This is a genomic window from Caulobacter sp. DWR3-1-2 (assembly GCF_049896225.1).
Lineage (GTDB): Bacteria > Pseudomonadota > Alphaproteobacteria > Caulobacterales > Caulobacteraceae > Caulobacter.
Genome location: NZ_JAFCTW010000001.1, coordinates 141,631 through 165,646 on the forward strand (window position 1 = coordinate 141,631; position 24,016 = coordinate 165,646).

Genomic DNA, 24,016 nt, shown 5'->3' on the forward strand with positions numbered 1-24,016 from the left:
TGAAAGCTTGACCTTGCGCCAAGCTGGCTCGTCAGTGGTCTGATCCAGTTCCTTGACCCCGGAGGGGCGCCCTCCCATCATCGGCCGTGGCGGGATTCGACCGCTGGCCAGGTCGTCCCATGCAACAGCCCGATCTCCAGTATATCGGCGTGCGTGACGACATCGCCGCGCGCATCGCCGGTAGCGAGTTCAAGCCGGGTGAGCGCCTGCCGTCCGAGCGCCAGATGCAGATCGGCGGCGGTGTGGCGCGCGGCACCATCCGCGAGGCGTTGTTCCAACTGGAGGCTGAGGGGGTCATCTACCGCAAGGACCGCAGCGGCTGGTATGTCTCGCCGCCACCGGTCGTCTACGACCCGACCCGCTGGGAAGGCTTCATGTCCTATGTCGAGGCGCAGGGGCGGCGGCCTGAGACGGAGACGCTGAGCAAGGTTGAGATCGCTTGCGACGACATGCTGGCGCAGATCTTTTCACGCCCCGTGGGTGCGCCGATGTACTGGATCCGCCGGCGGCGCTCGATCGACGGCCGGGCTGTGCTGATCGAGAGCATCATCGTCGATGCGTCCCTGGCGCCGGGCCTGGTGGAACACGATTTAGACGGCTCGCTGACCAGCGTCCTGAAATCGGTCTATGGCATAGGCGTGGCGCGCAACAAGGTCGACATGCAGCCCTGCGCCCTGACCCGCGACGAGGCCGAGGCTCTGCGGGTCAAGTCGGGTTTGCCGGGCCTCAGCGTGATCCGAACCTGCTACGACGCCCAAGGTCGCGTGGTCGAGTTCGACCGCGAATACTGGCGTCACGACGCCTTGAAGGTCAGCGTCGATATCCGCGTGCGGTAGGCTGTGAAAAGGGTGGTTTCACGCCCGCGACTGCGTCATCTGGCTGTCGCGGATTTGGTATAGACCAAAATGCTCGATCAAGGGACGTTTCATGATTTCAGGTCCTCGACGCTGGCTGGAGCGAGCCAACCCGCTGGCGTTCACCCTGTTCGCCGGCTTGGCGGGCTTCTGCGCCTATTTCTCGATGTACGCTTTTCGAAAGCCGTTCGCGGCGGCGACCTTCGGCGCGGTCGATGGCTGGGCTTTCGTCCTCGACTACAAGATCGCCCTCGTCCTGGCCCAGGTCGCCGGCTACGCCATATCGAAGATGATCGGCGTCAAGCTGATCTCCGAGATCGCCCCAGCCCGGCGCGGCGTGGCGATCCTGGGACTGATCGCCTTTTCCTGGCTGGCCCTGGTGCTGTTCGCGATCCTGCCCGCCCCGTGGAATGTTGCGGCCCTGTTCCTTAACGGCCTGCCGCTGGGCCTGATCTGGGGCCTGGTGTTCGGCTATATGGAAGGTCGGCGGGTCTCGGAAGTGCTGGGCGCGATCCTATGCGCCAGCTTCATTCTGTCCTCGGGTGTGGTGAAGTCGGTCGGCAAATGGCTTCTGGTCGTGGAGCATGTCAGCCCCTTCTGGATGCCGGCCGCCACCGGCCTGCTGTTCATGCCGTTACTGGCCGTGTCGGTGTGGGCCCTGACCCAACTGCCGCCGCCCAACGCCGCCGACGAGGCCGCCCGGGTCCGCCGCCAGCCGATGGACGGGGCGCAGCGCCGGGCGTTCTTCGCCACCTATGCGCCGGGCCTGGTGCTGCTGGTCCTGGCCTATGTGCTGCTGACCGCGTTCCGCGACTTCCGCGACAATTTCGCCGCCGAAATCTGGGCCGCGATGGGCTTTGGCCAGGCCTCGGACGTGTTCACGGCCAGCGAGTTGCCGGTCGCGGTCATCACCCTGGGCGTCATGGCCGCCGTGATCCTGGTGCGCGACAATCTGAGAGCCTTGCTGGTGATGCACGGCGTCATCCTCGCGGGCTTTGTTCTGCTGGGCGTCTCGACCCTGGCCTTCCAGGCTCACCTGCTGTCGCCCCTGGTCTGGATGATCCTGACGGGCGCGGGCCTCTATATGGCCTACACGCCGTTCAACGCCATGCTGTTCGACCGGATGATCGCCTTCAGCGGCCAAATCGGCACGGCGGGCTTCTTGATCTACGTGGCCGACGCCTCGGGTTATCTCGGCAGCGTCGCCCTGCTGGTCTGGCGCAACTTCGCCATGGTACGGTTGGACTGGCTCGGCTTCTTCATCGCCAGCGCCTATGCCACCAGCGTCGTCGGCGCCGTTTGCACGGGCCTGGCCGGCGTCTACTTCCTGCGCCGCCGTCCGACACGTGACGCCCATGCTCTGACGACAGCCACCGCCAAGGATGCGCTCGCCTGACGTTGCGACCTGAGTGCTAGTCACCTGCTCGTTGACGAGGGAAGTCACGGCTTCGAGGGGGTTCAGAAGCCATTCCATCAAGGCGCTTTTTCTTGCGTCTTGCGCTGAGCGATTGCTCGTCTCGATAGTTGAGCGGCTGTTCCAGAGGTGGGCCGAGCGTAGCGCGATCGCCTCCGCTTTGATCTGCCGCCGATGCGGGCCAAAGTCGCAACTGATCGATCTTGCGGCGCCCGGGCGCGGTCTGAGCCGCCGGCGATCATCGCCTCGCGGCGGCTATATGAGTGATCGCCTCAAGTCTTGGCGCTCGGCCAACACGTGGACGCGTTGACCGCGGCCAAGCCCCGCTTGAAGGCGACGATCCGGTCGGCGTCGGAACCATGGCGTCGCGCGGCCGCAAGCGATGGTGTCGACAGCCGGCGATGCTTGAGCGTGTAGAGCGTCTGGAAAAGTCGAGGAAGCTGTAGGTCGAGATTGGGCGTCGCGAATAGTTGCGCTCCCTGGGCGGTGCCTTGCCGTGCATTGGCGCGACCCAGCCACCAGCCTGCAGCGCAATCGGCCTGGAGTTCGTAGGCCGGATCTGCAGGACGGATCTAGCGACCCTCGCGCATCTCCAGGAACTGGACGTGGTGGGCAACTTCATGGGCAATCATCAGGGCTGCCAAGGCGTTGCCATCTCTTGGGAAGATCGCGCGAGTTTCCTCCAGTTCGCCGAGATCCAGGGTCACGAGCTCGCCCGGCGAATAGCCGGCCCCGCGCGCGGGGTGGAGGCGAGGAAGGCGGTTGAACATCACCTTGGGCGCGCGGTAACGCTTCCCCTAGCGCAGAAGGCTTGAGACCATTCGATTGTCGTGGAGTCGAGGACCTTTCGCGCCAAGACGCTGGCCTCGCCCTCGCTCGTGCCGGCGGCCTGCGGAAGCGTGACGAGCACGAGGAGCAGAGCCAAGCCCGTAGATTTCAAGGCCTTGCGCTGGTCCATGGGCACTCCCTCCACCAAAGCCTATGACAGGACGGTTCACGAATAAAGCCGCGCCGACGCGTCCCAGCGCCGTTGTGAACGTAGGTCCAGGAGTTCATGCGAACGCGGTGGGACCTCTGATGCTAATGCGCCTCGCGCTGATGACGGCGGTTCTCGCTGCGGCCCCAACCTGGGTGGCCGCCAGTGAACCGGCGCCGCCCGGTGTGGGGCCGGCCGCGGCGGCAGTCAGTTTGAACAGGTCGACGATCGCCGCATCTACGGGTTCGAGGTTTCGCAGCAGTGGGAGCTTGGCGCCGATCGCTGGCGGGCCGGGGTCGATGGGCGCTACGACGACATCCACCAAGTGGGCCTTTTTCACGCCCGCGCGCGCCAGCGTCTCAATCTGGTTCGCGACGACCGCGTCAAGGAAGGCAGCGTCGGCCTGTTTGTAGCCAACGATCACCGGTTCAACGACAAGCTACGCAGCTATGTCGGACTGCGCTACGACCACTATAACTTCGACGTCGGGTCCGAGCCCCTTGCGGCCAATTCCGGCCAAGCTGAAGACGGCAAGGCGTCAATCAAGGCCAGCCTGGTCTACAAGCCGGTCGCGCCGCTGGAGCTTTATGCCAGCTATGGCCAAGGCTTCCATTCCAACGACGCGCGGGGCGTCACCATCACCGTCGATCCCGTCAGCGGCGATCCGGCCCAGCCCGTCACGCCGCTGGTTCGCTCGGTTGGCGGCGAGGTCGGTGCGCGGGTCTATCTGGGCGACCGCCTGCAAGCCACCGCGGCGGTCTGGACCCTGCAGCTGGATTCCGAGCTGCTCTTTGTCGGGGACGCTGGCAATACCGAGGTCAGCCGGCCCAGCCGTCGCGGCGGTGTCGAGCTCGATCTCTACTATTTCCCCGCCAAGGCGGTGAACGCCAATCTTGAAGTTTCATATTCGGGCGCCAGGTTTCGCGATAGCGACCCGGTCGGGGACAAGATTCCCGCATTCATTCCCCTGGTCGTCAGCGCCAGGGTCTCGGCAAAGTCGGGAACGGGCTGGCTGGCCAGCGCCCAGGTCCGCTATTTCAGCCCCTATCCGCTGATCGAGGACGAGAGCGTCAAGTCCACCGGCTCGGGCTTGGTCAATGTCCGAGTGGGGCGCGATCTCAAGCGTCTCGGACTGTATGTTGACGTGCTCAATGTGCTCGACAGCAACGATCACGATGTCGACTACTATCACGCCTCACGGCTGGCCGGCGAACCTACCGAGGGCGTCGAGGACGTCCATTACCACGTGTTCCAGCCTCGCAGCGTGCGGGCCAGCCTCCGTTATCGCTTCTGATCTGTGCCTTTCGCGCTGTGGCGCGAATGGCACAGATCAGTATTCGTGGCTGCGTCCGTCGTCCGCAGGCGAGGCGCCCCCGTAGCCCCTAAGGACCGCGGCCCCTGGGGCGGGGTTCAGGATGGGCGGTCCAGCTCCGCCCGGGGACAGGGAGCCCATCATGAAAATCAACTTCGGCCGCCTCGCCGCGGCGCTTCTCGCCACCACGTCGCTTTGTTCGGGAGCCGCCCGCGCGGCGGACCTCAATGTCATCGGCGCCGGAAGCACGCTGATCACCTTCGACAGCGCCACGCCTGGGACCTTTCGCAACACCCGCGCCCTGACGGGCCTGCGCGCCGGCGAAACCCTGATCGGCATCGACGCGCGCCCTGCCTCGCCGCGCATGTTGTTTGGCCTGGGCAGCGGCGGCCAGCTCTATGTGATCAATCGCAACACCGCCCAGGCTTTCGCCATCGGCGCGCCGATCACCTTGACCGGAACGGCGGTCGGCTTCGACTTCAACCCCTCGGTCGATCGCATCCGGGTCGTGACCAACCTGGGTCAGAACCTGCGGCTCAATCCCGACACCGGCGCCATCGCCGCCACGGACGCGACGGTGGCCGGCGGCGTGCTGGGCGCGGCCTACAGCAACAACATCGCCGGCGGCACGCCGACCACGCTCTATGTGATCACGCCGGACGGCCTCTTGGCCACCCAGGGCAGCCCTGGCGGCGCGCCGTTGTCGCCCAATAGCGGAACCCTGATCGCGGTCGGCGCCCTGGGCTATACGACCAACTCGTCAGTGGGCTTCGACATCTCCTCGACCGGCCAGGCGCTGGCCACCCTGACCAACCCCGCCTCGGGGGTCACCAGCCTCTACAGCATCAATCTGGCCACCGGCGTCGCCACGCCCGTGGGCGCCTTGTCGGGCGCGACGACCTATGGCGGCCTGACCTTCGCCCCGACGCCGTTTGCTCAATTGGGCGTGACGGCCAACCAGAGCGCCGTCGGCGCCACCCTGGACAATTTCGCCGCCGCGCCCACAGCGGGTCTGGTCGAGCTGTTCAACGCCCTTGACCCTAGCCCCACCGGGACCTCGGCCGGTTTGGCCGCCCTCACTCCGGCCAGCTATGTCAATCTTCCCGAAATCGGACGCGTGTCGGCCCAGGCCCAGGACACCGCCGTCTCGAACCATCTGCGCAATGTCCGGGGGGGCGGTAACCTCGGCGCCGGTGGCATGACCACGAGCGACGGCGGCAAGCTGGGCATGTTCTTTGACGCGCGCGTCAGCACGACGGAGTATGACGCCGCCTTCGAGCGGTCGCAGGCCAAGCTCAACTCGGCCAATTTCGTGCTGGGCGTTGACTACGCCCTTACCCCCGCCCTCGTGATCGGCGCGTTTGGCGGCTACACCGACGGATCCGCCAAGCTCGACGCCCAGGGCGGTCACGCCGACAGCGAAGGCGCATTCGGCGGCGTCTACGGCTCGTTCGGTTTCGCCAGCCGCTTCTATGTCGACGGTTTCGCCAGCTACACCGACGCGGACCTGGACCTTCGCCGGCAAGTGCTGATCGGACCCGGCTATGCGGGCGTGAATACGGCGAGCACCAAGCTGAAGACGACAGCGGCCGCCCTGACGGCCGGCGCAACCTACGACATGATGGGTTTCCAGGTTGAGCCCTTCGTCGGCCTGCACTATTCGCGCAGTAAGGTCGACGACTTCAATGAACAGGGCAGCAGCAGCGCCTTGGCGGTCGGCGAGTTCGCCGGAGAGGCCTTCGAAAGCCAGCTGGGCGTCAAGCTTGCAAGCGTGTTCGAGGCGGGCGGCGCGACGCTGAAGCCTGAGTTCCGCATCGCCTGGGTCCACGACTTCAACGATGACGATTTCGGCGAGACCCTCTACGCCACGGTGCAGCAGCCGGGCCTGGCGCCCTTCGCGTTCCGCTCGACCGCTGTCGATGACGCCGACGCCGCGCTCTTCGGGGCGGGGCTTAGCGTGCTGTCCTCGGATCGCTTCGCGGTGCGCGTCGACTATAGCGGTCGGTTCAGCGAAGAGACGACGCAACATGGCCTGGCGATGACGGTGAAATACGCCTTCTAGGCCTGAGATGACCGCCGCCTCCGGAACGGGGGCGGCGGCTATTCCATGTGGTCGGCCTGGTAGCCTGGCGTGGGCACAAGCGGTAGGCTGGCGGCGAGAACCGACACGGCGATCAGCCAGCTTGCGACGACCTTGAGCACGATCCGCCGCCCGCTCCGAACCAACCACGCGCCCGGCACGCACAGCAGGACGACCGGCAGCGCCTTGATCAGGTCTAGGCGCGAGCCGGCGACCGCGATGACCAACCCGGCCCACAAACCGCTATTGATCCCCAGCGCCAGGGCCAGCCGTGGTCCGACGCCTGCGGGCAGATGCACGGCCGCGGCGGCGATTACCACGCTGATCCAGCAGCCCAGAAACACCGCCTCTCGCCACGCGACCGCCTGGGTGGCCAGGCTGGCCAGCGCCGCCACGACGATCAGAGCGACGATGGCCGACCACCGCGCGCGCGCCGGTGCGAAGGAGAGGGCAAAGGCGAGGGCCGCGCAGAGCAGGGCTGGAGGAAGCGCGCCGCCCCTCACGACATGATCGCCGCATAGAGAAAGCCCAGGCCGGCCAGGCCGATCAGCCCGCCCACGGCCCGGGTGACCACGACACCGCCGCGAACCTTGTGCAGCATGCCCAGGCCGATGCCGACCACGTGCAGCAAGCCCGTGGACAGCACGAAGCCCACGCTGTAGCCGATCGGGTCGGCGGCCGAAGGCAGCTCCTTGCCGTGCGCGTAGCCATGGAAGATCGCGAATACCGCGACGATGAGCGCGGCGGCCCAAACCGGCGCACGGATCCCGCCCGCGATGAGTACGCCCAGGGTCACGACGGAGAGCGCGATGCCGAACTCCACCCGCGGGATCGGTACATTGGCCATCCCCAGCATCGCGCCGAACGCCATCACGGTCGGGAAGATCACCGGCAGGGCGACGATCAGCGGTCGCCCCAGAAACGCGCCCCAGAGGCCGACGGCCACCATGGCCAGCATGTGATCGAAGCCGCTGAGCGGATGCAAGAAGCCCGACAGGAAGCCGCCGGCCAGGCCCGTGCCGCTATGGGCCAGGGCCGGCTGGGCGAAAAACAGGGCGCCGACGAAGATCGTCGTGGCCACTGCAACCTTTATGGGAGGCGCGCCGTACATCTGTTGTTCCCCAATGACGTTCGGAAACGCCCATGCCGAATTCGACGGTCTCGTCGCCTGCACCCAACTACGGCCGCAGGGTGCGATCGGATGCCAAGCCGCGTTCAAGCATGCGCTTTTCCGGCGCGGCCTTGGTGGTGGCCTTGGCGTGGGGCTCTGGCGGCGTGGCGCTGGCGCACGACTTTTGGCTGCAACCGACCAACTTCCGGGTGGCGGCGGGGCAATTGACCCCGGTCTCGATCCAGGTCGGCCACGGTCAGGCGCGCCAGCGCTGGGTCAGCAGCGACCGGGTGGTGACGTTGCGCGACATCGGACCAAAAGGGATCGCCGATCGACGTCCCGAATTGATCCGAGCCGGCGCGCAAGACATGTCGCTGGCCTTCGCTGCGCCCGGCCTACACATTCTCGCCCTGGAGACCAACCACGCCGACAGCGATCTGCCGGCCATCCGGTTCAACGACTACGCCAAGGCCGAGGGACTGACCGCGGCTCTTCAAACGCGACAGGCTCAAGGCAAGACCGACGCGCCAGGCCGCGAGATCTACAGCCGCCGCGCCAAGGCTCTGGTGCTGGTCGGCGCGCCTCTGCCCGGCGACGACGCCCGGGTCACCAAGCCCCTGGGACTGACGCTGGAAATCGTGCCCGAGCGCAATCCCTACGCGCTGAAGCCCGGCGAGCCCCTGCCTGTTCGGGTCCTTTACGAGGGCCGACCGTTGGCGGGCGCCACGGTGAAGCTCACCAATCTCGATTTTGACATGCGGCCTCTGGCGGTCAAGCAGACCGACAGCGCCGGCCGCGCCGCCTTCGACGTGCCGCTGAGGGGACTGTGGCTACTCAACGTGATCTGGACCAAGCCGATCAAGGATCCGCGCGGCGATTTCGACACCACCTTCTCCAGCCTCAGCTTTGGCTTCCCGCGCTAGACACCCGCTACGGACTTATTTTTCGAGGGCTGAAACTCTAGGCCTTCGTCGCCGTATCTCGAATGAGCGGGGCTGTGAGGGATCTATGGCGGGACCATCGGCGAGCGGCCAGACGCGGCGATGGCGTCGGATGAGCGCCGTGATCGTCGTGACGGCTCTGACTATGTCAGCTCAAGCCGCCAAGGCCCAGGTCCTGGAGATCGGCGCCGACGGCGCCGTGACCACCTATGATCGGCCGTCGCAATTTCTCAGCGAAGGGGCGACGCCCCTGAACCGGCAGACGGCGACAACCTCTGGCGCCAAGTCGTCGGTGACCGCCCTGACCGGGGCGGCCGACGCGGCTGGCCTGAGCGCGGATCTTGTGGAGGCGGTGGCCTGGCGGGAGTCCCGGCTGCGGCCTCGCGTCGTGTCAAGCGCCGGGGCCGTGGGCGAGATGCAGCTGATGCCGGGAACCGCGCGCGCTCTAGGCGTGGATCCCTATGACACGGCGCAAAACTATTTCGGCGGCGCGAAGTACCTCAACCAGATGCTCCAGCGTTACGACGGCGACATCGTCAGGGCGCTGGCCGCCTACAACGCTGGCCCCGGCGCGGTCGATCGCTACGGCGGTTTGCCGCCCTTCAAGGAAACCCGCGCCTATGTTGCGGCGATCATGGACTGGCTCAGCCAACGGGCTGAAGCCGACGATGGAAGATGAGATTCATGGCGGGTGACCACAGACATGCGGCGCGTTCTGCAGCCATGGCGGCCTTGGCGATGGTCGCGACCAGCGTGGCCAGCGTCGCCCATGCGCAGTCGATGCAGCTTGACCCGGCCGGGTCCAGCCCGATCCTGTCGGCGGTCAATTGGCTGCAAGGCACCTTGCTCGGTAATGTCGCCACGGCCCTGGCGGTCTTGGCAGTCGGGGCGACCGGCCTGATGATGCTGACCGGCCGCATCGACTGGAAGCGCGGCGCCACGGTGATCCTGGGCTGTTTCATCGTGTTCGGAGCGGCGGCCATCGTCGCCGGTATCCAGTCCGTCTCCAGCGGCGTCGGCTAGGTCATGGCGCAGCTCGAACGCGAGCCGGTGTTCGGCGCCCTGACCCGGCCGCAGATGTTCGCCGGCGTCACCTACAGCTATTTCGTGCTCAACGCCGTGGTGACGATGGAGCTGTTCCTGATCACCAAGTCGTTCTGGGTGCTTTTGGCGGCCTTGGTCATCCACGCGATCGGCTATGTCGGCTGCCTGAAGGAGCCACGCTTCTTCGACTTGTGGCTGATCAAGCTCAGCCGCTGTCCTCGGGTGCGCAACCACGCCTTCTGGCGCTGCAATTCCTATTCGGCCTGAGCCGATGACCGTCGCACTCAATCGCCTGACCGGCAAGCCTGACCCCAAACGCGAACAGGCGGCGGGGGCGCGCCTGCCCTATGCCCGCCACGTCGACGACTCCACGATCGAGACCCGAGACGGGCGGCTGATCCAGGTGTTGCACCTGAAAGGCTTTTCCTTCGAGACCGCCGACACTGACGAGCTGAACTATCGCAAGACGGTGCGCGAGACGATGCTGCGCGGCGTCGCCAATTCCCGCTTCGCCCTCTACCACCACATCATCCGCCGACAGGTGGACGCGCAGATCGACGGGGTGTTCGAAGACCCGTTCACGCGGTCGTTGGACGAGGCCTGGCGGGCCAAGCTCGACAGCCGCAAGCTCTATGTCAACGAGCTGTTCCTGACCCTGGTGCGCCGGCCCTTGCAAGGCAAGGTCGGTTGGCTGCAGGAGTTGTTCTCGGGTTTGCGCGGGGCAGGCGACAAGACCGAGGCCGTCGCCTCGGCGGCCCGCGACCTGGGCGCCCTGAACGCGGCGCGCGACACGCTGCTGGCGGCCCTGTCCCCCTATGGCGCGCGGCTGCTGACGGCCTATGACGGGCCACAGGGCCTGTGCTCGGAGCCGTTGGAATTCCTGTCGCTGCTGTTCAACGGCGAGACCCGGCCGGTGCGAATTCCCAACGCCGACCTGGGCCTCTACCTGCCCTATCGGCGGATCAGTTTCGGGGCCGACGCCATCGAGATGGCGCCTGCCGGCCCTATGGGCGCCAGCTTCGCGGCCATGGTCTCCGTGAAGGATTATCCCGGCCAGACCGCGCCGGGCATGCTCGACGATCTTTTGCGGCTGCCCCACGAGATGGTGCTGACCGAAAGCTTTGGCTTCGTCGACCGGCAGATGACCCTGGACCGCATGAACCTGGCGCTGCGTCGCATGCGGGCCGCCGACGACGAAGCCCTCAGCCTGCGCCGCGACCTGATCACCGCCAAGGACGACGTCTCGGCTGGCCGCTCGGCCTTCGGCGAGCATCACCTGACCGTGATGGTCAAGGCAGACGGCTTGACGGCGTTGAACGAGGCCGCCGCCGACGTGCAATCGGCCTTCACCGAGCTAGGGATCATCGCTGTCCGCGAAGACGTCAATCTGGAGCCGGCCTTCTGGGCGCAGTTCCCCGGCAACTTCAAGGACATTGCTCGGCGCGCCCTGATCTCCAGTGGCAATTTCGCCGGCCTGGCCAGCTGCCACAACTTCCCGGTGGGCCAGGCCGACGGCAACCACTGGGGTCCGGCGATCACCGCCTTGGAGACCACCTCGGCCGGGCCCTACTATTTCAACTTCCACAAGGGCGACCTGGGCAATTTCACTGTCATTGGCCCGTCGGGCTCGGGTAAGACCGTGGTCATGGCCTTCCTGCTGGCCCAGGCCCAGAAGGTCTCGCCGCGCACCATCTATTTCGACAAGGACCGCGGGGCCGAGATCTTCCTGCGGGCCATCGGCGGCCGCTATGACGTGCTGCGTCCGGGCCAGCCGACGGGGCTGAACCCGCTGCTGCTGGCCGACGACCCGATCAATCGCAAGTTCCTGGCCGACTGGACCGCCAAGCTGCTGACCTCGCGCGGCGAGCTTCTCGACGCCGAGGATGTCGCCCGCATCGCCGAGGCGGTCGACGCCAATTTCGAGCAGCCCGCGCAATATCGTCGCCTGCGCCACTTCGCCGAACTGTTCCGCGGCGGGCGCCGGCCGACGGTCAGCGACCTGGCCTCGCGCCTGGCCCCCTGGCACGGGTCGGGCGACTACGCCTGGCTGTTCGACAATGCCGAGGATGGCCTGGACCTGGAGGCGCGGACCATCGGGTTCGACATGACCCAGATCCTCGACGATCCAGCCGCCCGCACTCCGGCCATGATGTACCTGTTCCACCGGGTCGAGCAGCGTCTGGACGGCAGCCCGTCGATCATCGTCATCGACGAGGGCTGGAAAGCCTTGGACGACGATGTGTTCGTGGCGCGGATCAAGGACTGGGAAAAGACTATCCGCAAGCGCAACGGCATCATCGGCTTTGCCACCCAGAGCGCCCAGGACGCCCTGTCGAGCAAGATCGCCAGCGCCATCATCGAGCAGGCCGCCACCCAGATCTTCATGGTCAATCCCAAGGCCCAGGAAGTGGACTATTGCGGCGGCTTTGGCCTGACGTCGCACGAGTTCGACCTGGTGCGCACCCTGCCCGACACCGCCCACTGTTTCCTGATCAAGCACGGCAATGACAGCGTCGTGGCGCGGCTGAACCTGTCGGGCATGCCAGACCTGCTGATGGTGCTGTCGGGGCGCGAGGCCAGCGTGCGGCGGCTGGACGCCCTGCGCGGCGAGGTCGGCGACGCGCCGGCCGACTGGCTGCCGCGCCTGCTGGAGCGGGCGTGATGGCTGGCGCCTGTCCTGTTCCAAAGGCGGACGATCCGCTGGTCACCAGCCTGCTGCAGGTGGTCGACTGCAATGTGCGCGGCCTGGTCGAGAGCAGCTACGGCGCGCTGTTCGCGCCAACCGGCGGCCTTGGCGGATTGCTGACCGCGCTGCTCACCATTTTCGTCGCGCTGTTTGGCTACCAGTTGCTGCTGGGCCGCGCGCAACTGCGCATCAGCGACCTGGCCATGACAATGATCAAGCTGGGCGCCGTGCTGGCCCTGACCACCCAGTGGAGCACCTATCAGACGGTGGTCTACGCCTTCCTGTTTGACGGTCCCCGGGCGATCGCCAACGCCATGCTGGGCGGCGGAGACGCCCAGGGCGCCGCGCCGCAAGTCGATGTGTTCGCGCGGCTGCAACAGACCTTCGACCTGCTTCAGGTCTATGCCGCCGAATATGCCAAACAGGCTCCGGGCACGGCCTCACCCTTGATCGGCGGCGCGGGCTTCGGAGCCTTTGGCCTGACGGCGGCGTCGGCCATCCTGCTGCTCTCTAGCCTGGGCGTGCTGCTGGCGGCCAAGATCGTGCTGGGCCTGTTGCTGGCCCTGGGGCCGATCTTCATCGCCCTGCTGCTTTTCGACACGACGCGGGGCGTGTTCGAGGGCTGGCTCCGCGCCAGCCTGGCCTTCGCCTTCGCGCCCCTGGCCATCGTGCTGCTGCTGGGCGTGGCCCTGACCCTGATCGAGCCCAGCCTGTTGCAGCTGGCCGAGGTGATCGCTCGTAAGCAATATCCGCTGGGGCCGGTCTATGGCGTGCTGGTCCTGGCCCTGGTGTTCGCCGGTGTCGCCGTCGGCGCCCTGATCGCCGGCGCGATGATCGCCAACGGCCTTCGATTACCACGGGCCCGCAAGGCGCCGACGCCCTCGGACCAGGCGGCCACGAACGCCAATGCTGATGTCATCGTCAGCCAGCCACGCGCGGTGCGCATCGCCGCTGCCGCTGCCGCCCTTGACCGCCGGGACATCCAGATGATGGCCAGCGATGGCGCCAGCACGGACCGGCGGACCTCGGTCACGACGGTGATCGATCGCGGCGCCGCGCCGACCTTCGCCGCCGAGCCCCGGCTTGGCCAGGCCCCCCGACGTAACGCCAGCCCGCGACGCATCCGCGCCGGCGGCAGGAGCGCGCGATGAACGATTTCTCCCCCGGCAAGACGCCCTTCAAGGGGCGGCAGGCGGCTTATGATCAGGCCGCCTCGTGGGCGTCCGACATTCATGGCAGCCTGCGCGCCTCGCGGCGCGTGGCCTGGATCATCGCGGCGGCCGCGGTCGCGGTGGCGGTCCTGGAGGCCGTGGCCATCGCCCTGATGGCGCCCCTCAAGACCGTCGTGCCCTACACCATCGTCGTCGATCGCCAGACCGGCTATGTCGAGACCTCACGGGGCCTGCAGACCGGCCCTCTGACCCAGAACGCCGCCGTCACCCAGGCCTTTGTCGTGCAATATGTGCTAGCGCGCGAGACCTTCGACGCCACCGATCTGCGCGAGAACTATCGCAAGGTCACCCTGTGGTCCGCCGGCTCGGCCCGCGCCCAGTATCAGCTGGGCCTGGACCGCAAGACGCCATCCAGCCCGCTGAATCTCTATCCGGCGACCACGATCCTCAGCACACAGATCAAGAGCGTGTCGCTGATGAGCCCGACAACGGCCCTGGTGCGGTTTGACACCCTGCGGCGCGACTCCGGGGCGATCATGGGTGAGCAACGATCCTATGCGGCGGTGATGACCTTCCGCTACAGCGGCGCGCCGATGAAAATGGGCGATCGGTTCCTCAATCCGTTCGGCTTCCAGGTGCTGTCCTATCGCCGCGACGCCGAGGCGACGGCGGCGGGCTCCGTGCGCCTGGACCAGGCGGGCGTTACGCCATGAGGGCGATCCTGATCGCCGCAGTGCTGGCGAGCCTCTCGCCCGTGGCGGCGCAAGCGGTACAGGCGCCCAGGCCCGGCGCCACCGACCCGCGCATCCGCACGGTGATGTACGACCCCGATCAGGTCGTCTCGCTGCGCGGCTTCTTCGGCTACCAGATGATGCTGGAGTTCGCACCCGGCGAGCGGATCGAGAATGTCTCGATCGGCGACGCGCTTGCGTGGCAGGTCACCCCCAATCGCAAGGCCAACCTGCTGTTTATCAAACCCGTTGAGGCGGCGGCCCCCACCAACATGACGGTCGTCACCGACCAGCGACGCTACAGTTTCGAGATGGTGGCGCGAAAGGCGACCGGCCCCAGGCAGGCCGACATGGCCTATGTGGTGCGTTTTCTGTACCCCCTGGAGACCGTGGCCGTCGGTGTCGAGCCGCCGCCGCCGCCGCCGCCCGAGCGTCGCAACACGGCCTATACCTATACCGGCTCACGCGCGGCCCTGCCGTCTCTGGTGTTCGACGACGGCCGGTTCACCTATTTCCAGTGGGCCGAAGGTGTGTCGACGCCGGCCCTGTTCCTATTGTCCGCCGACGGCTCCGAAAGCATCGTCAACTACAGCGTTCGCGACGGCTTTCAGGTCGTTGAACAGTTGGCGCCGCGCTTCCAGCTGCGCAACGGCAAGGATGTGACCACGGTGATCAACGGCGCCTGGCGCGAGCCCTCGGCCGGCGCCGACGCGCCCAGGCCCAACGACGCCAAGACTGCGCGCGCCGCCGCCGGCGGGAGGCCCTGATGGTGGACGCGCGCGATCCTCGTCCTCTGCCCAGTGACCAGGAACCGCCGATCGATATCGGCGAGAGCCTGCGTCCGGCCGTGGCGGGGGCGGAAAGCAAGAACGGCTTGTGGCTTGCCCTTGGCGTGGCCGCCATCCTGGCCATCGTCATGTTCGTCTGGCTCAGCGCCCAGCGCGCAGACCGTACGCGCTTGGCGAACGCCCAACTGGGCGCGGCGGGTGTCTCGACGGTGGCGACCATAGATTCCGCGCCGCCGCCGGCCCTGCTGGTCGCCGAGACGGCGGGCCGCGACGCGCTTTTGCCGCCACCGCCGCCCTTGTTGCCTGACACGAGCGCCATCCCCACCCCTGTCGCGGCCGCCTACAACGCCGTGCCGGTGATCATCGGGTCGCCCCCGCCCGCGCCGCGCATAGATCCGGGCGTTCATCGTCGCGCCCCCGCGCTGATCGTCGATCTGGCCGAGGGTCCGGCGGGCGGCGCGGGCAACACGGCCCTGACCGGACTCGCCGCCGCCGCCCAGGTTAAGCCCGGCGGTCCGACCGGCCCGGCCCTGAATGGCGACGAGGCCTTTGCCCAGCGCGTCGGAGCGATCGAGCCCGAGAGCGCCCAGGCGACCATGCTGCGCAATCCGCAGTCGGTTGTGCCCCAGGGTGCGATGATCCCGGCGGTGCTTGAAACCGCGCTCAGTTCTGATCTCCCAGGCTTCACCCGCGCCGTGGTCAGCCGCGACGTCCGCAGCTTTGATGGCTCGACGGTGCTGATCCCACGCGGTAGCCGGGTCATCGGCCAGTACCGCAGCGGCCTGGCCCAAGGCCAGTCCCGCGCCTTTGTGATCTGGACGCGGATCCTGCGGCCGGACGGCGCCTCGATCCAGATCGCCTCGTCGGGCGCCGATGCGCTGGGCCGGGCGGGCATGGATGGCCAGGTCGATCGGCACTTCTTCCAGCGGTTCGGCGGCGCGATCCTGCTGTCTGTGGTCAATGGCGCGGTGGCGGGTCTTTCGGAGCGCGCCAGCACCCAGATCGTCATCGGCTCCAGCCAGGACGCCGCCAGCCTGGGGGCCTTGGCCCAGCCGGCCAACATCTCGCCGACCATCAAGGTGCCACAAGGCTCGCCGATCCGCATCTTCGTGGCCCGCGACCTGGATTTCTCGCCGGTGGGCGGTGTGCGATGAACGCTCGAGTGGGCGAGCCGCGCGTCTATCTCGACGCCTATCTGCGACCGCTGGCCGAATGGCTGACGCGCGACGACATCACCGACATCCTGATCAACGCGCCTGGCGAAGTCTGGGTGGAGACCATCGGTGGCGGCCTCGAGCGTCACGACGCGCCTGAACTCACCGAAACCGCCCTGTGGCGCCTGGTCACTCAGATCGCCGCCCTGGGCAATCAGGGGATCAGTCGCGAGCATCCACTGCTGGCCGCCAGCCTCCCGGACGGCGCGCGGGTGCAGGTCGCGGCGCCGCCCGCGACGCGTGGACCCATGGCCCTGGCGATCCGCAAGCACGTGGTCACCGATCTGAACATTGACGACTATGCCGCCGCCGGGGCCTTCGATGGCGCGCGCCGGGTCAGCCTGGACGCCCGCGCCACCCTCGACGAGGAACTTCAGGCCTTGCTCGACGCCGACAACATCGCCGCCTTTCTGAAGCTGGCGGTGCGCGGCCGCAAGAACATCATCGTCTCCGGCGGCACCTCGACGGGCAAGACCACCTTCCTCAACGCCCTGGTCAAGGCCATCCCGCGCGACGAGCGGCTGATCCTGATTGAGGACACGGCCGAGGTGCGGCTAGATCGGCCCAACGCCGTCGGCCTGATCGCGGCGCGCGGCGGACAGGGCGAGGCGCGCATCAGTGTCGAGGACCTGCTGCAGGCCTCGCTGCGGATGCGGCCCGATCGCATCATCCTGGGTGAACTGCGCGGGGCCGAGGCCTATAGCTTCCTGCGGGCCGTCAATTCGGGTCACCCCGGCTCGATCACCACGGTCCACGCCGACAGTCCGCGCGCCGCCGTCGAGCAGATCGCCCTGATGGTCATGCAAGCCGGCGCGAACCTGGGGCGCGGCGAGATCGTCGACTATGTCGGGGCGGTCATAGACGTTGCGGTGCAGTTGTCGCGACGCGATGGCCGGCGGCTCGTGTCGGAGATTGCCTTCAAGCCCGGCTCGGCTTCGCGCTAAAACCTCGGATAGTTGATACAATCGCGGCGGCGCTCTTTCGAGCGCCGCCGCCTTGTTCGTAGGCCAACCCCGCTCGCTAGCGCAGCTTGAGCGGGTCGGTTGTCAGGCTGAGGGCGATCACGTCCCCGGTCGTGGGCTTGGCTGGGTCGGTATTGGGACCCGCGTTGAACAGGGTCGCAAACCCCGCCCCGAACGCACTTTGGATGGACGGCGGGCTGGCCGTCGGCGGGGTCACCGCCACGGAACCGCCGCCACCGCCGCCACCGCCGCCGCATGCGGCGACGCTGGCCGCCAATAGCCCGATAACGGCGATATTGCGCAGAATGCGGATCATCGCTGTTTCTCCTACGGCTGGGTCTGCGGACGCGGAGAGCCGCGCAGCGGAGTGTTGAGGTAGGGGAAGGTCGCGGCCAGGGTGGTCGCGCTGCTCGGTGCGCCATCGGTGTAGGCGACCATACCGGTCGGCGCGTTCGCGGGCGTGCACAGCTTAAGATCGGTCTGCACGTGGTTGATCGGCACGGGATGGCACAGGCGGCCCATGGCCACGCGCAGGGTGATGTCGACCACGTCATCGCCGGGGCGACGACCGTTGGGGTAGCCGGCGAGGTCATCGCCAACCACGCCGAAGGAGCTCTGGGTGGCGCGCGGCGTGGGATTTACGCCGGTGTTCAGCCGAAGCATCTCGGACGGGGTGACCGTCTTCTGTTGATTGAGCGTGGCGATGCCCGTCAAGAAGGTGGCCACCAGGTCAGCACGCGGGAAGTTGTTAGGCGCGAGGTTGGTGAAGTTTGTGCCCAGGGTGGCATTGACCGGAGCGCGGAACAGAGCGTCCAGGATCGCTGGGAAGGTGGGATTGGTCACATAGTCGGCCAGGGCGCCGTCCTGGGTAGGTTTGGCGGCGTTGAACAGGTCCTTCTGCGGCAGGCCGATGACCAGTTCGTTGACCAGGGGCTCACCCAGGCGCGAGACCTGCACATAGGCGCCGCCTTGAGTGGCCGTCGATTGATAGGTCGGCGATGGGTCGAGAAGGCGGGCTTGCGGCAGGCTGGCTGTCGTCCAGGCGCCGATCGTTCCGTTGCCCGATCCCGTGAGACACGCGATCGGCACTTCGAGCGCGAGCGAGGTCACGTTCTTCTTGCCGATCAGTTCCTGGTTGTCAGCGCTCTGCTTGATGCCGCCCGGGAAGCCGCCGTTGTCGTTGGCGCCAGGGGCGCTGGCCCCCTCGATAGGCACGAAATTCACCAGGTCGAAGATCGGGCCCAGATTGACGGCGAAGGCCTCGGCGCGCTGGCCGACGAAGACCTTGGCGGCCGTTGCGCAGCCCGGGAGATTGACGTCGTAGATGAACTGGTTGGCGTAGTTGGCGTAGTTCGGAATCGACTTGTTGCCCGCGTTGTCGAACGGCTTGCGGAAGCTCAGGCCGCCGCCGGCCGCGTTAGTGGCGCTGGCCCGTGTTCCAGTCCGGCGATCGCCGGTAATGACGGTCAGGGTATAGGATTCCTGCTCGCCCTGATTGGGGTCGTCTGTCGCGCTGATCGGCCCCACGTGGCGCAGCGGGATCGGGAGGGTCTTGCCGCCGACGTTCAGCGTAAGGCCGGTGTCATTGCGCAGCGTGTTGGAGAACTTGAACTGGAAAGTCAGGTCCTCCATCGCGCCGCCGTTGACGGCGCCGTCGTTGTCGACATGGATCTCGTAGACCGCGTCCGGGTCCATGGTGAAATAGTTAGGGCCTTCGCCGGGTCCGCCCTGGGGAATGTAGTTGGCGATGAAGGTCACGAAGCCCTCACGGCCCGGCGCGTAGCTGCGGAACATATAGAAATCGGTCCCGTCGACTTTCGGTGTCTTGGTGATGCCCGGCGCTTCCCGGTGGCTGGACGCCACGCTGGGCCCGGCTGCGAAAACCATCAGGGCCGCGAACGCCGTCGCAAGTCCAAATCCATAACGTCTCTTCATGACCGCCCTCTTTGATCGTGCGAAACACACGTTCACCGTCGCGGCGGGTCGGCGGGAGGCCGGATCTCACTACACGGTTCATCTGAGATACGCTGCACTCCGCAGACGGACGCAGGCGGCTTGAAACTTTCGTCAATATTTCGCCAAGATTGGCAGCGCATTGATTTTAAAAGGTTTTCTAGCTTAGCCGAGCTTGGAAGTTTGCTGCGTCAAAAGATCGTCCCAATGCCAAGCGCCCGATCCGATCACAAGCAAGGTGGCGCCGCTGGCGTCGGGGATGGAGAGCAGGCGTGGGCCGAGTACGGGCAGGCTCCGGCAATCGGGCGAGGCGGTTTCGATCGCCGCGGCGATGGATGCCTGGAGCGTCGTCAGGGCCTGGGCGGTCTCTCGCTGGTCTGTTCCGACCCACGCGCCATCCCATAGCATCAGCGCGTTGGCCACCGATCTGGCGTCGCGCGGTATGCGGGCCAAGGCCGCCAACACTTGCGGATCGGCGGCCAGGCGCGCCTGCAGCTGTTCGGTCATCTGGCAGGTCGATGCGCTGTCGGCGGTTTGACTGACGGTCACAGCCGCCTCGGGACGCGACGCGGCGGCGTGCGACAGGGGGCGAGGCTGCGCGGTGGGATCGGCCACCGCCAGTTCGCGCACCACCGCGACCACGTCCAGGGGCGCGGGGGTTGGTGCGAGTAGCGGCGCGGAAGCAGGCTTGTCGTCCGTGGTCGGACTGGGCGGACGGTCGGGCAGGGGCTCGGTCGGCGTCGGCGTCTCGGGCGTCGGCGTGGCGCGCGGTGCGAGCCTGTCAAACAGTGCGACCGTCAGCACGCCCGGCTCGGCTTGTGGCGTGGGAACAACCGTGGGGCCGAGCGACATCGCCGCGAAAACAACGAAGTGAAACGCGATGACGATCAGGCTAATGCCCCAGCGGCGCAGGCGTAAGGTGCGGCCCCGAGCGATCATTGGAGAAAAGCTTCGGTCGATTTTGCGGAGGCCGCTTCGTCTCCCCGCGTCGCTCGTCGAGCTTTTCGCGCGGGCGCGATATCGACGAATTCCATCAGCAGGCGTCGGGCGCGTTGGACGCGGCTTTTCACCGTACTGACGGGGCAACCGCAGACCTTTGCCGCCTCCTCGAACGTCAGCCCCGCGCCGCTGATCAGGACGAGGGCGGAACGGCTGTCGGGCGGCAATCGCTCGATCGCCGCCAGCAGGTCGCCATATTGCAGGCGCCAGTTCTGCTCGGCGGGCGAACTCAGGCGAATGGCATGCTCGCCATCGACATCTTGCACCGTGTGCCGCTGGCGGCGATATCCGTCGGTGAAGCGGTTTCGCAGGATGGTGAATAGCCAGATCCGTAAATCGGATTCAGGACGAAAACTGGCTCGGGCCCGCCACGCTCTTTCCAAGGTATCTTGCACGAGGTCGTCCGCCCAATGACGCGCGCGCGTTAGCGACATCGCGTAGGCGCGTATCTTTGGCGTCAATGCGATAAGTTGGTCTCGAAAGTCGTCGGACACCTTCGGCCCCAAATCGTGGCGACAGAGCATTGCATCTGTCAGCTTTGGTGCCAGATACGAACGATGGGGCGATGAAGATGCATGGGGACTTGGGAATATTAGGACTTCGTGATTGTGCCGCGGCCGAAATTCTATAGGGCGTCAGGTCTCCCCTGGTTCAGCTTGACGATTATTATTCAGCCGAGGGTGGGCGCCGCCTCAAGGACGCAGGCGGAAACGACGACGTCTGCTATCAAAACAAGGCCCGCACCGGTCGTCTAACGCCATTGCGCGCGCGGCGTACCGCACCACGGCTAAGCCAGTACGCTTTTCTGCAGCATCAACTTGCCCCGCTGCACCCGGCTTTTGAGCGTCGGGATCGGACATTTGATGAGCGCAGCGCCGCTTTCATAGCTTAGGCTTTGCAAGATGATGGCGTAAATGGCTTCGCGGTAAGGAGCAGGCAGGGCGTCAATCGCGAGAATAACGCCCTCAATTTCCAGTCTGAAGAGCTGAGTGGGCAGCACCGACAGCTCTGCCGCGTATTTTCCATCAACATCCTGGATCGTGTCCCGGCTGGCGCTCACCACGTCATAAAAGCGGTTGCGCATGATGGTCGCGAGCCAAGGCCGCAGGCCGCGCGCTGGGTCGTATCGCTCCCGGGCGCGCCAAGCCCTTTCCAGCGTGTCTTGAAGAAGATCCTCGGCGGCGTCGGTGGACCCCGAGAGTGAGCGAGCGTACCGCCGCAGGGTGGGCGTCAAGATCTTGAGGTCGCTGGCGAAATTCAGCTTTTCAGCTTCGATGCCCGCGGGGGTCAGGTCGCGCGCGGCGACGACTGCTGTAGACGATTGCGACAACGGCTTTTCCCACCCACGGCGTTTACGCCTCAGCCGAGAACGCCACGATCTCCGGCTGGTTCACCAACTGGCCGAACTGTGGCGCACTCCGCATAGTATCAAGTCAAATGATAGGATTGGCCGCACTAGGCTTCGCCAAGCGACGCGTTTTGCCGATGGCTAAATTGGTGAAGCCAGCGCCATTTAGCCAATAACAGGCAGAGTTTTTCGCTTCGCTGGTCGCTACAAATATGCGTCGTGCCCTACCAAGAGGCTGCGGTCAGTTGCAACGTGACCCGAGTGTCGACGAAAACCTGGCAACTAGGCCTCGTCGCCGGAGTTGTGGTTCCAAGTTTATCAGGGGTCAGTCGCCCCGTAGCGTAGACTCGGCAGATGGCGTGGCGTGCCCGGCGATGGCGTCGCGGCGACGCCTTAAGCCAAGAGAGCCGCACGGCTTGCACGGCCAAGATCAGGCCGACGACGGTGATCAGCACGCCTGACGCGTAGGGCGCGCGACGCGTGAAGGTCGAGAACGCGCTCCCAAACCGTTTTTCGGCGTGACGCATACCCAGGGCCGCCACAACCCCGACGGTGACCATGGTGATGACCAGGCCGATCGAGAAACACAGCACCAGGGTCGCGCCGAGCGCAATCTGCTTGAGCTGCAAGCACAGCAACAACACCGTGATGGCGGCCGGGCAGGGGATCAACCCGCCGGTCAGGCCAAACAGGATGATCTGCCCCGTGGTTAGATCGCGACCGGCGAAACGCTGCTTGATGTCGTTGGCGTGGGCGCGCTCGTGGGCGTCCTGGTAGCCGGGGTCCGAAACGTCCGGGCCGCCGTGGTCATGGCCCTGATCATGGTCATGTTCGGCAAAGATGACGTCGAAGTCGTGGCCGTGCGAGCCGTGGGCGATCGACAGCCGTGCATCGAACCCATGGGGTTCGGGGATCGCCTCGACCGACTCCAGGAAGGCGCCTTTGTCGGCGAGGGCGAAGGTCTGGACCGCTCCGTTGGGGCCGCCAGGACGTCAGCCGTGGCGGCGGGGTCAGGACGTCTTGCGGCGACCATGGCGCAGAAGGCGACCAGGGCTCCGAGCCAGATCCCTGCGGCCCACAGGTGCAGGACATCGGCCGACAGATGAAGGGCGCCAGCCAGGCCTTCGCCACCGGCGGCGTGACCGGCCCAGGCCAGGGTGGCCAAGGCCACAGCGGCGCAGATCAGTCGAGACAGCGGACCGCCGAGTCTGACCAAGCCGAGAAGCAGCGCCAAGGCCGCCACGCGCAGCAGGCCCGCGCGGCCAGCCGACGTGCCGATGATCGCGGCCGAGAGGGTGGCGGGATCCGCCGCGCCCGCCGGGTCGCCGCTCATCATCGCCGCCAGGATCAGCACCGAGGCGAGGGCGGTCAACAGGCCGATGGCGGTCAACACGATCACGACCTGTCGATGGTCCCTGCGGCTCTGGGCGTCCTGCGCATGGATCGCGAACGCTGTCAGTCCGAACAGCGGCAGCAGCGCGCCGTACTGGAGCAGCCGCACCAGGATGTTGACGAGGTCCATCGTCGGCCTATTTTACGGTGAAGCTGTAGTCACCCTTCAGGCGATGGGTGTCGGTCGACACGACATGCCAGTCGACCTTGTAGGTCCCCTCCGTGAGCGGCGCTTTCAGGGTCAGGAGCAGGGTCTTGTGGTCGGCCGGATCGAGCACCGCGGCGACGCCGTCGACCTTCATCACATGGGCCATCGGCTTGCCGCCCATCATCATGCTGGTCGCGGTCAGATCGGCGCTGGAGGACTTGGCGACCAGCGGCTCACTGAAATGCAGCGTCAGGCGATTGGTCGGGCCGCTGACCCCGCCTGCGAACGGCGAGGCCGACAGCAGCTTAGGATGGGCCAGGGCGGGGGAGGCCGCCAGTGTGAGGATCGCGGCGGCGGCGAGGGTCAGGCGTGAGCGGGACATGGGATCAAGACCTTGCTGGAGGGCAGCCGGGAAGCCCGAGGCGGCAGGATGGCGGTCCGATGGGAAGGCGGCGATTGCGAGGCGGGAACGCATGCGCTCCCGCCAAGGCGAAGGTCATCGCTTGCCGATGGCGGTGACCTCGCCCGAACCGTCATGGAGTTTCAGGTCGAAGGCGACCTTGTCGCCGACCGCGACGCCGTCCAGCAGGGCCGGAGCGGCCTTGAAGCCCATGGTCATGGCTGGCCAGCCGGCCTCGGGAATGGCTTCGTGGTCGAGGGTGATCGTTCCGATGGTCTTGTCCATCGCCGTCACCACGCCGACGCCCTTGGCCATCTTGTCGGCCGGTGCCATGTCCATGCCGGCCATGTCGCCGCGCGCGGCCGGAGCAGGCGCAGCGGCGGGCGCCGGCGCGGCCGGAGCGGCGGGCGCTTCGGTCTTGCGGCCGCAAGCGGCCAGGCTGGTCGTCGCCAGCAGGGCGGCGAGGGTGAGGGACAGGGTCTTCATCAGCA

Annotated in this window: 25 protein-coding genes; 14 read left to right on the forward strand and 11 right to left on the reverse strand. The window is 66.6% G+C overall.

From position 1 onward, the window contains the following. The first annotated feature begins 119 nt into the window (after nt 1-119). Both ACP696_RS00750 and ACP696_RS00755 read left to right on the forward strand, forming a co-directional pair. Nucleotides 120-836: a UTRA domain-containing protein gene (locus ACP696_RS00750; protein ID WP_426011697.1), complete on the forward strand. Its 717-nt coding sequence runs from the start codon at nt 120-122 to the stop codon at nt 834-836. 91 nt (nt 837-927) lie between these two features. Beyond that, nucleotides 928-2,250 carry a DUF5690 family protein gene (locus ACP696_RS00755; protein ID WP_426043362.1) on the forward strand — a complete coding sequence of 441 codons (1,323 nt, stop codon included), beginning with the start codon at nt 928-930 and terminating at the stop codon, nt 2,248-2,250. Between the two features lie 590 nt (nt 2,251-2,840). Here the strand turns inward: ACP696_RS00755 and ACP696_RS00760 are convergent. Next, nucleotides 2,841-2,975, reverse strand: a complete 135-nt coding sequence (locus ACP696_RS00760; RefSeq protein ID WP_426011695.1) for a hypothetical protein — start codon at nt 2,973-2,975, stop codon at nt 2,841-2,843. 594 nt (nt 2,976-3,569) lie between these two features. Here ACP696_RS00760 and ACP696_RS00765 point away from each other — a divergent pair. Together ACP696_RS00765 and ACP696_RS00770 are read left to right on the forward strand one after the other, a co-directional pair. Beyond that, nucleotides 3,570-4,538 carry a TonB-dependent receptor domain-containing protein gene (locus ACP696_RS00765; protein ID WP_426043363.1) on the forward strand — a complete coding sequence of 323 codons (969 nt, stop codon included), beginning with the start codon at nt 3,570-3,572 and terminating at the stop codon, nt 4,536-4,538. Nucleotides 4,539-4,698: 160 nt separating this feature from the next. Continuing rightward, a complete protein-coding gene (locus ACP696_RS00770) occupies nt 4,699-6,618 on the forward strand; it encodes a DUF4394 domain-containing protein (RefSeq protein WP_426043364.1) in 1,920 nt (639 codons plus the stop codon). Nucleotides 6,619-6,656: 38 nt separating this feature from the next. Here ACP696_RS00770 and ACP696_RS00775 read toward each other — a convergent pair whose 3' ends face one another. Together ACP696_RS00775 and ACP696_RS00780 are read right to left on the reverse strand one after the other, a co-directional pair. Next, on the reverse strand, nt 6,657-7,139 hold the full coding sequence (locus ACP696_RS00775) for a hypothetical protein (RefSeq protein WP_426011693.1): 483 nt from the start codon (nt 7,137-7,139) through the stop codon (nt 6,657-6,659). After that, a complete protein-coding gene (locus tag ACP696_RS00780; protein ID WP_426011692.1) occupies nt 7,136-7,717 on the reverse strand; it encodes a HupE/UreJ family protein in 582 nt (193 codons plus the stop codon). Before ACP696_RS00780 ends, ACP696_RS00775 begins: the two co-directional genes overlap by 4 nt. A gap of 62 nt (nt 7,718-7,779) precedes the next feature. Here ACP696_RS00780 and ACP696_RS00785 point away from each other — a divergent pair, with 62 nt between their 5' ends. The 10 genes from ACP696_RS00785 to virB11 all read left to right on the forward strand — a co-directional run bounded on the left by ACP696_RS00785 (nt 7,780) and on the right by virB11 (nt 17,267). After that, nucleotides 7,780-8,670, forward strand: coding sequence for a DUF4198 domain-containing protein (locus tag ACP696_RS00785; protein ID WP_426011691.1), 891 nt, complete (start codon nt 7,780-7,782; stop codon nt 8,668-8,670). A 130-nt stretch (nt 8,671-8,800) separates the two neighbouring features. After that, complete coding sequence (locus tag ACP696_RS00790) at nt 8,801-9,367, forward strand: lytic transglycosylase domain-containing protein (RefSeq protein ID WP_426011690.1); 567 nt, start codon at nt 8,801-8,803, stop codon at nt 9,365-9,367. Between the two features lie 5 nt (nt 9,368-9,372). Next, the gene (locus ACP696_RS00795) at nt 9,373-9,711 is read left to right on the forward strand and encodes a TrbC/VirB2 family protein (protein ID WP_426011689.1); all 339 of its coding nucleotides are present in this window, start codon (nt 9,373-9,375) and stop codon (nt 9,709-9,711) included. Between the two features lie 3 nt (nt 9,712-9,714). Next, nucleotides 9,715-9,999: a type IV secretion system protein VirB3 gene (locus tag ACP696_RS00800; RefSeq protein WP_426011688.1), complete on the forward strand. Its 285-nt coding sequence runs from the start codon at nt 9,715-9,717 to the stop codon at nt 9,997-9,999. Nucleotides 10,000-10,003: 4 nt separating this feature from the next. After that, nucleotides 10,004-12,394 (forward strand): VirB4 family type IV secretion/conjugal transfer ATPase, encoded by a 2,391-nt coding sequence (locus ACP696_RS00805; protein ID WP_426011687.1) that lies wholly within the window; start codon nt 10,004-10,006, stop codon nt 12,392-12,394. Then, the gene (locus tag ACP696_RS00810; protein ID WP_426011686.1) at nt 12,394-13,569 is read left to right on the forward strand and encodes a type IV secretion system protein; all 1,176 of its coding nucleotides are present in this window, start codon (nt 12,394-12,396) and stop codon (nt 13,567-13,569) included. The genes ACP696_RS00805 and ACP696_RS00810 overlap by 1 nt, the downstream gene beginning before the upstream one ends. Then, nucleotides 13,566-14,303: a virB8 family protein gene (locus ACP696_RS00815; RefSeq protein ID WP_426011685.1), complete on the forward strand. Its 738-nt coding sequence runs from the start codon at nt 13,566-13,568 to the stop codon at nt 14,301-14,303. The genes ACP696_RS00810 and ACP696_RS00815 overlap by 4 nt, the downstream gene beginning before the upstream one ends. Next, complete coding sequence (locus tag ACP696_RS00820; RefSeq protein ID WP_426011684.1) at nt 14,300-15,088, forward strand: TrbG/VirB9 family P-type conjugative transfer protein; 789 nt, start codon at nt 14,300-14,302, stop codon at nt 15,086-15,088. Before ACP696_RS00815 ends, ACP696_RS00820 begins: the two co-directional genes overlap by 4 nt. After that, nucleotides 15,088-16,263, forward strand: coding sequence for a type IV secretion system protein VirB10 (virB10, locus tag ACP696_RS00825; protein WP_426011683.1), 1,176 nt, complete (start codon nt 15,088-15,090; stop codon nt 16,261-16,263). The genes ACP696_RS00820 and virB10 overlap by 1 nt, the downstream gene beginning before the upstream one ends. Beyond that, the gene (virB11, locus tag ACP696_RS00830; protein ID WP_426011682.1) at nt 16,260-17,267 is read left to right on the forward strand and encodes a P-type DNA transfer ATPase VirB11; all 1,008 of its coding nucleotides are present in this window, start codon (nt 16,260-16,262) and stop codon (nt 17,265-17,267) included. The genes virB10 and virB11 overlap by 4 nt, the downstream gene beginning before the upstream one ends. Nucleotides 17,268-17,343: 76 nt before the next feature. Here the strand turns inward: virB11 and ACP696_RS00835 are convergent, their stop codons facing one another. The 8 genes from ACP696_RS00835 to ACP696_RS00870 form a co-directional block, all read right to left on the reverse strand. Then, complete coding sequence (locus ACP696_RS00835; RefSeq protein WP_426011681.1) at nt 17,344-17,601, reverse strand: hypothetical protein; 258 nt, start codon at nt 17,599-17,601, stop codon at nt 17,344-17,346. An 11-nt stretch (nt 17,602-17,612) separates the two neighbouring features. After that, on the reverse strand, nt 17,613-19,220 hold the full coding sequence (locus ACP696_RS00840; protein ID WP_426011680.1) for a DUF4331 domain-containing protein: 1,608 nt from the start codon (nt 19,218-19,220) through the stop codon (nt 17,613-17,615). A 183-nt stretch (nt 19,221-19,403) separates the two neighbouring features. Further along, complete coding sequence (locus tag ACP696_RS00845; RefSeq protein WP_426011679.1) at nt 19,404-20,177, reverse strand: hypothetical protein; 774 nt, start codon at nt 20,175-20,177, stop codon at nt 19,404-19,406. Then, nucleotides 20,174-20,731, reverse strand: coding sequence for a sigma-70 family RNA polymerase sigma factor (locus tag ACP696_RS00850; protein WP_426011678.1), 558 nt, complete (start codon nt 20,729-20,731; stop codon nt 20,174-20,176). Before ACP696_RS00850 ends, ACP696_RS00845 begins: the two co-directional genes overlap by 4 nt. Before the next feature lie 293 nt (nt 20,732-21,024). After that, a complete protein-coding gene (locus ACP696_RS00855; protein ID WP_426011677.1) occupies nt 21,025-21,567 on the reverse strand; it encodes a sigma-70 family RNA polymerase sigma factor in 543 nt (180 codons plus the stop codon). A gap of 242 nt (nt 21,568-21,809) precedes the next feature. Beyond that, nucleotides 21,810-22,517, reverse strand: coding sequence for a nickel/cobalt efflux transporter (locus ACP696_RS00860; RefSeq protein ID WP_426043421.1), 708 nt, complete (start codon nt 22,515-22,517; stop codon nt 21,810-21,812). A 597-nt stretch (nt 22,518-23,114) separates the two neighbouring features. After that, on the reverse strand, nt 23,115-23,600 hold the full coding sequence (gene copC, locus ACP696_RS00865) for a copper homeostasis periplasmic binding protein CopC (RefSeq protein ID WP_426043365.1): 486 nt from the start codon (nt 23,598-23,600) through the stop codon (nt 23,115-23,117). Nucleotides 23,601-23,621: 21 nt separating this feature from the next. Further along, nucleotides 23,622-24,011 carry a copper-binding protein gene (locus ACP696_RS00870; protein WP_426011675.1) on the reverse strand — a complete coding sequence of 130 codons (390 nt, stop codon included), beginning with the start codon at nt 24,009-24,011 and terminating at the stop codon, nt 23,622-23,624. Nucleotides 24,012-24,016: the final 5 nt, after the last annotated feature.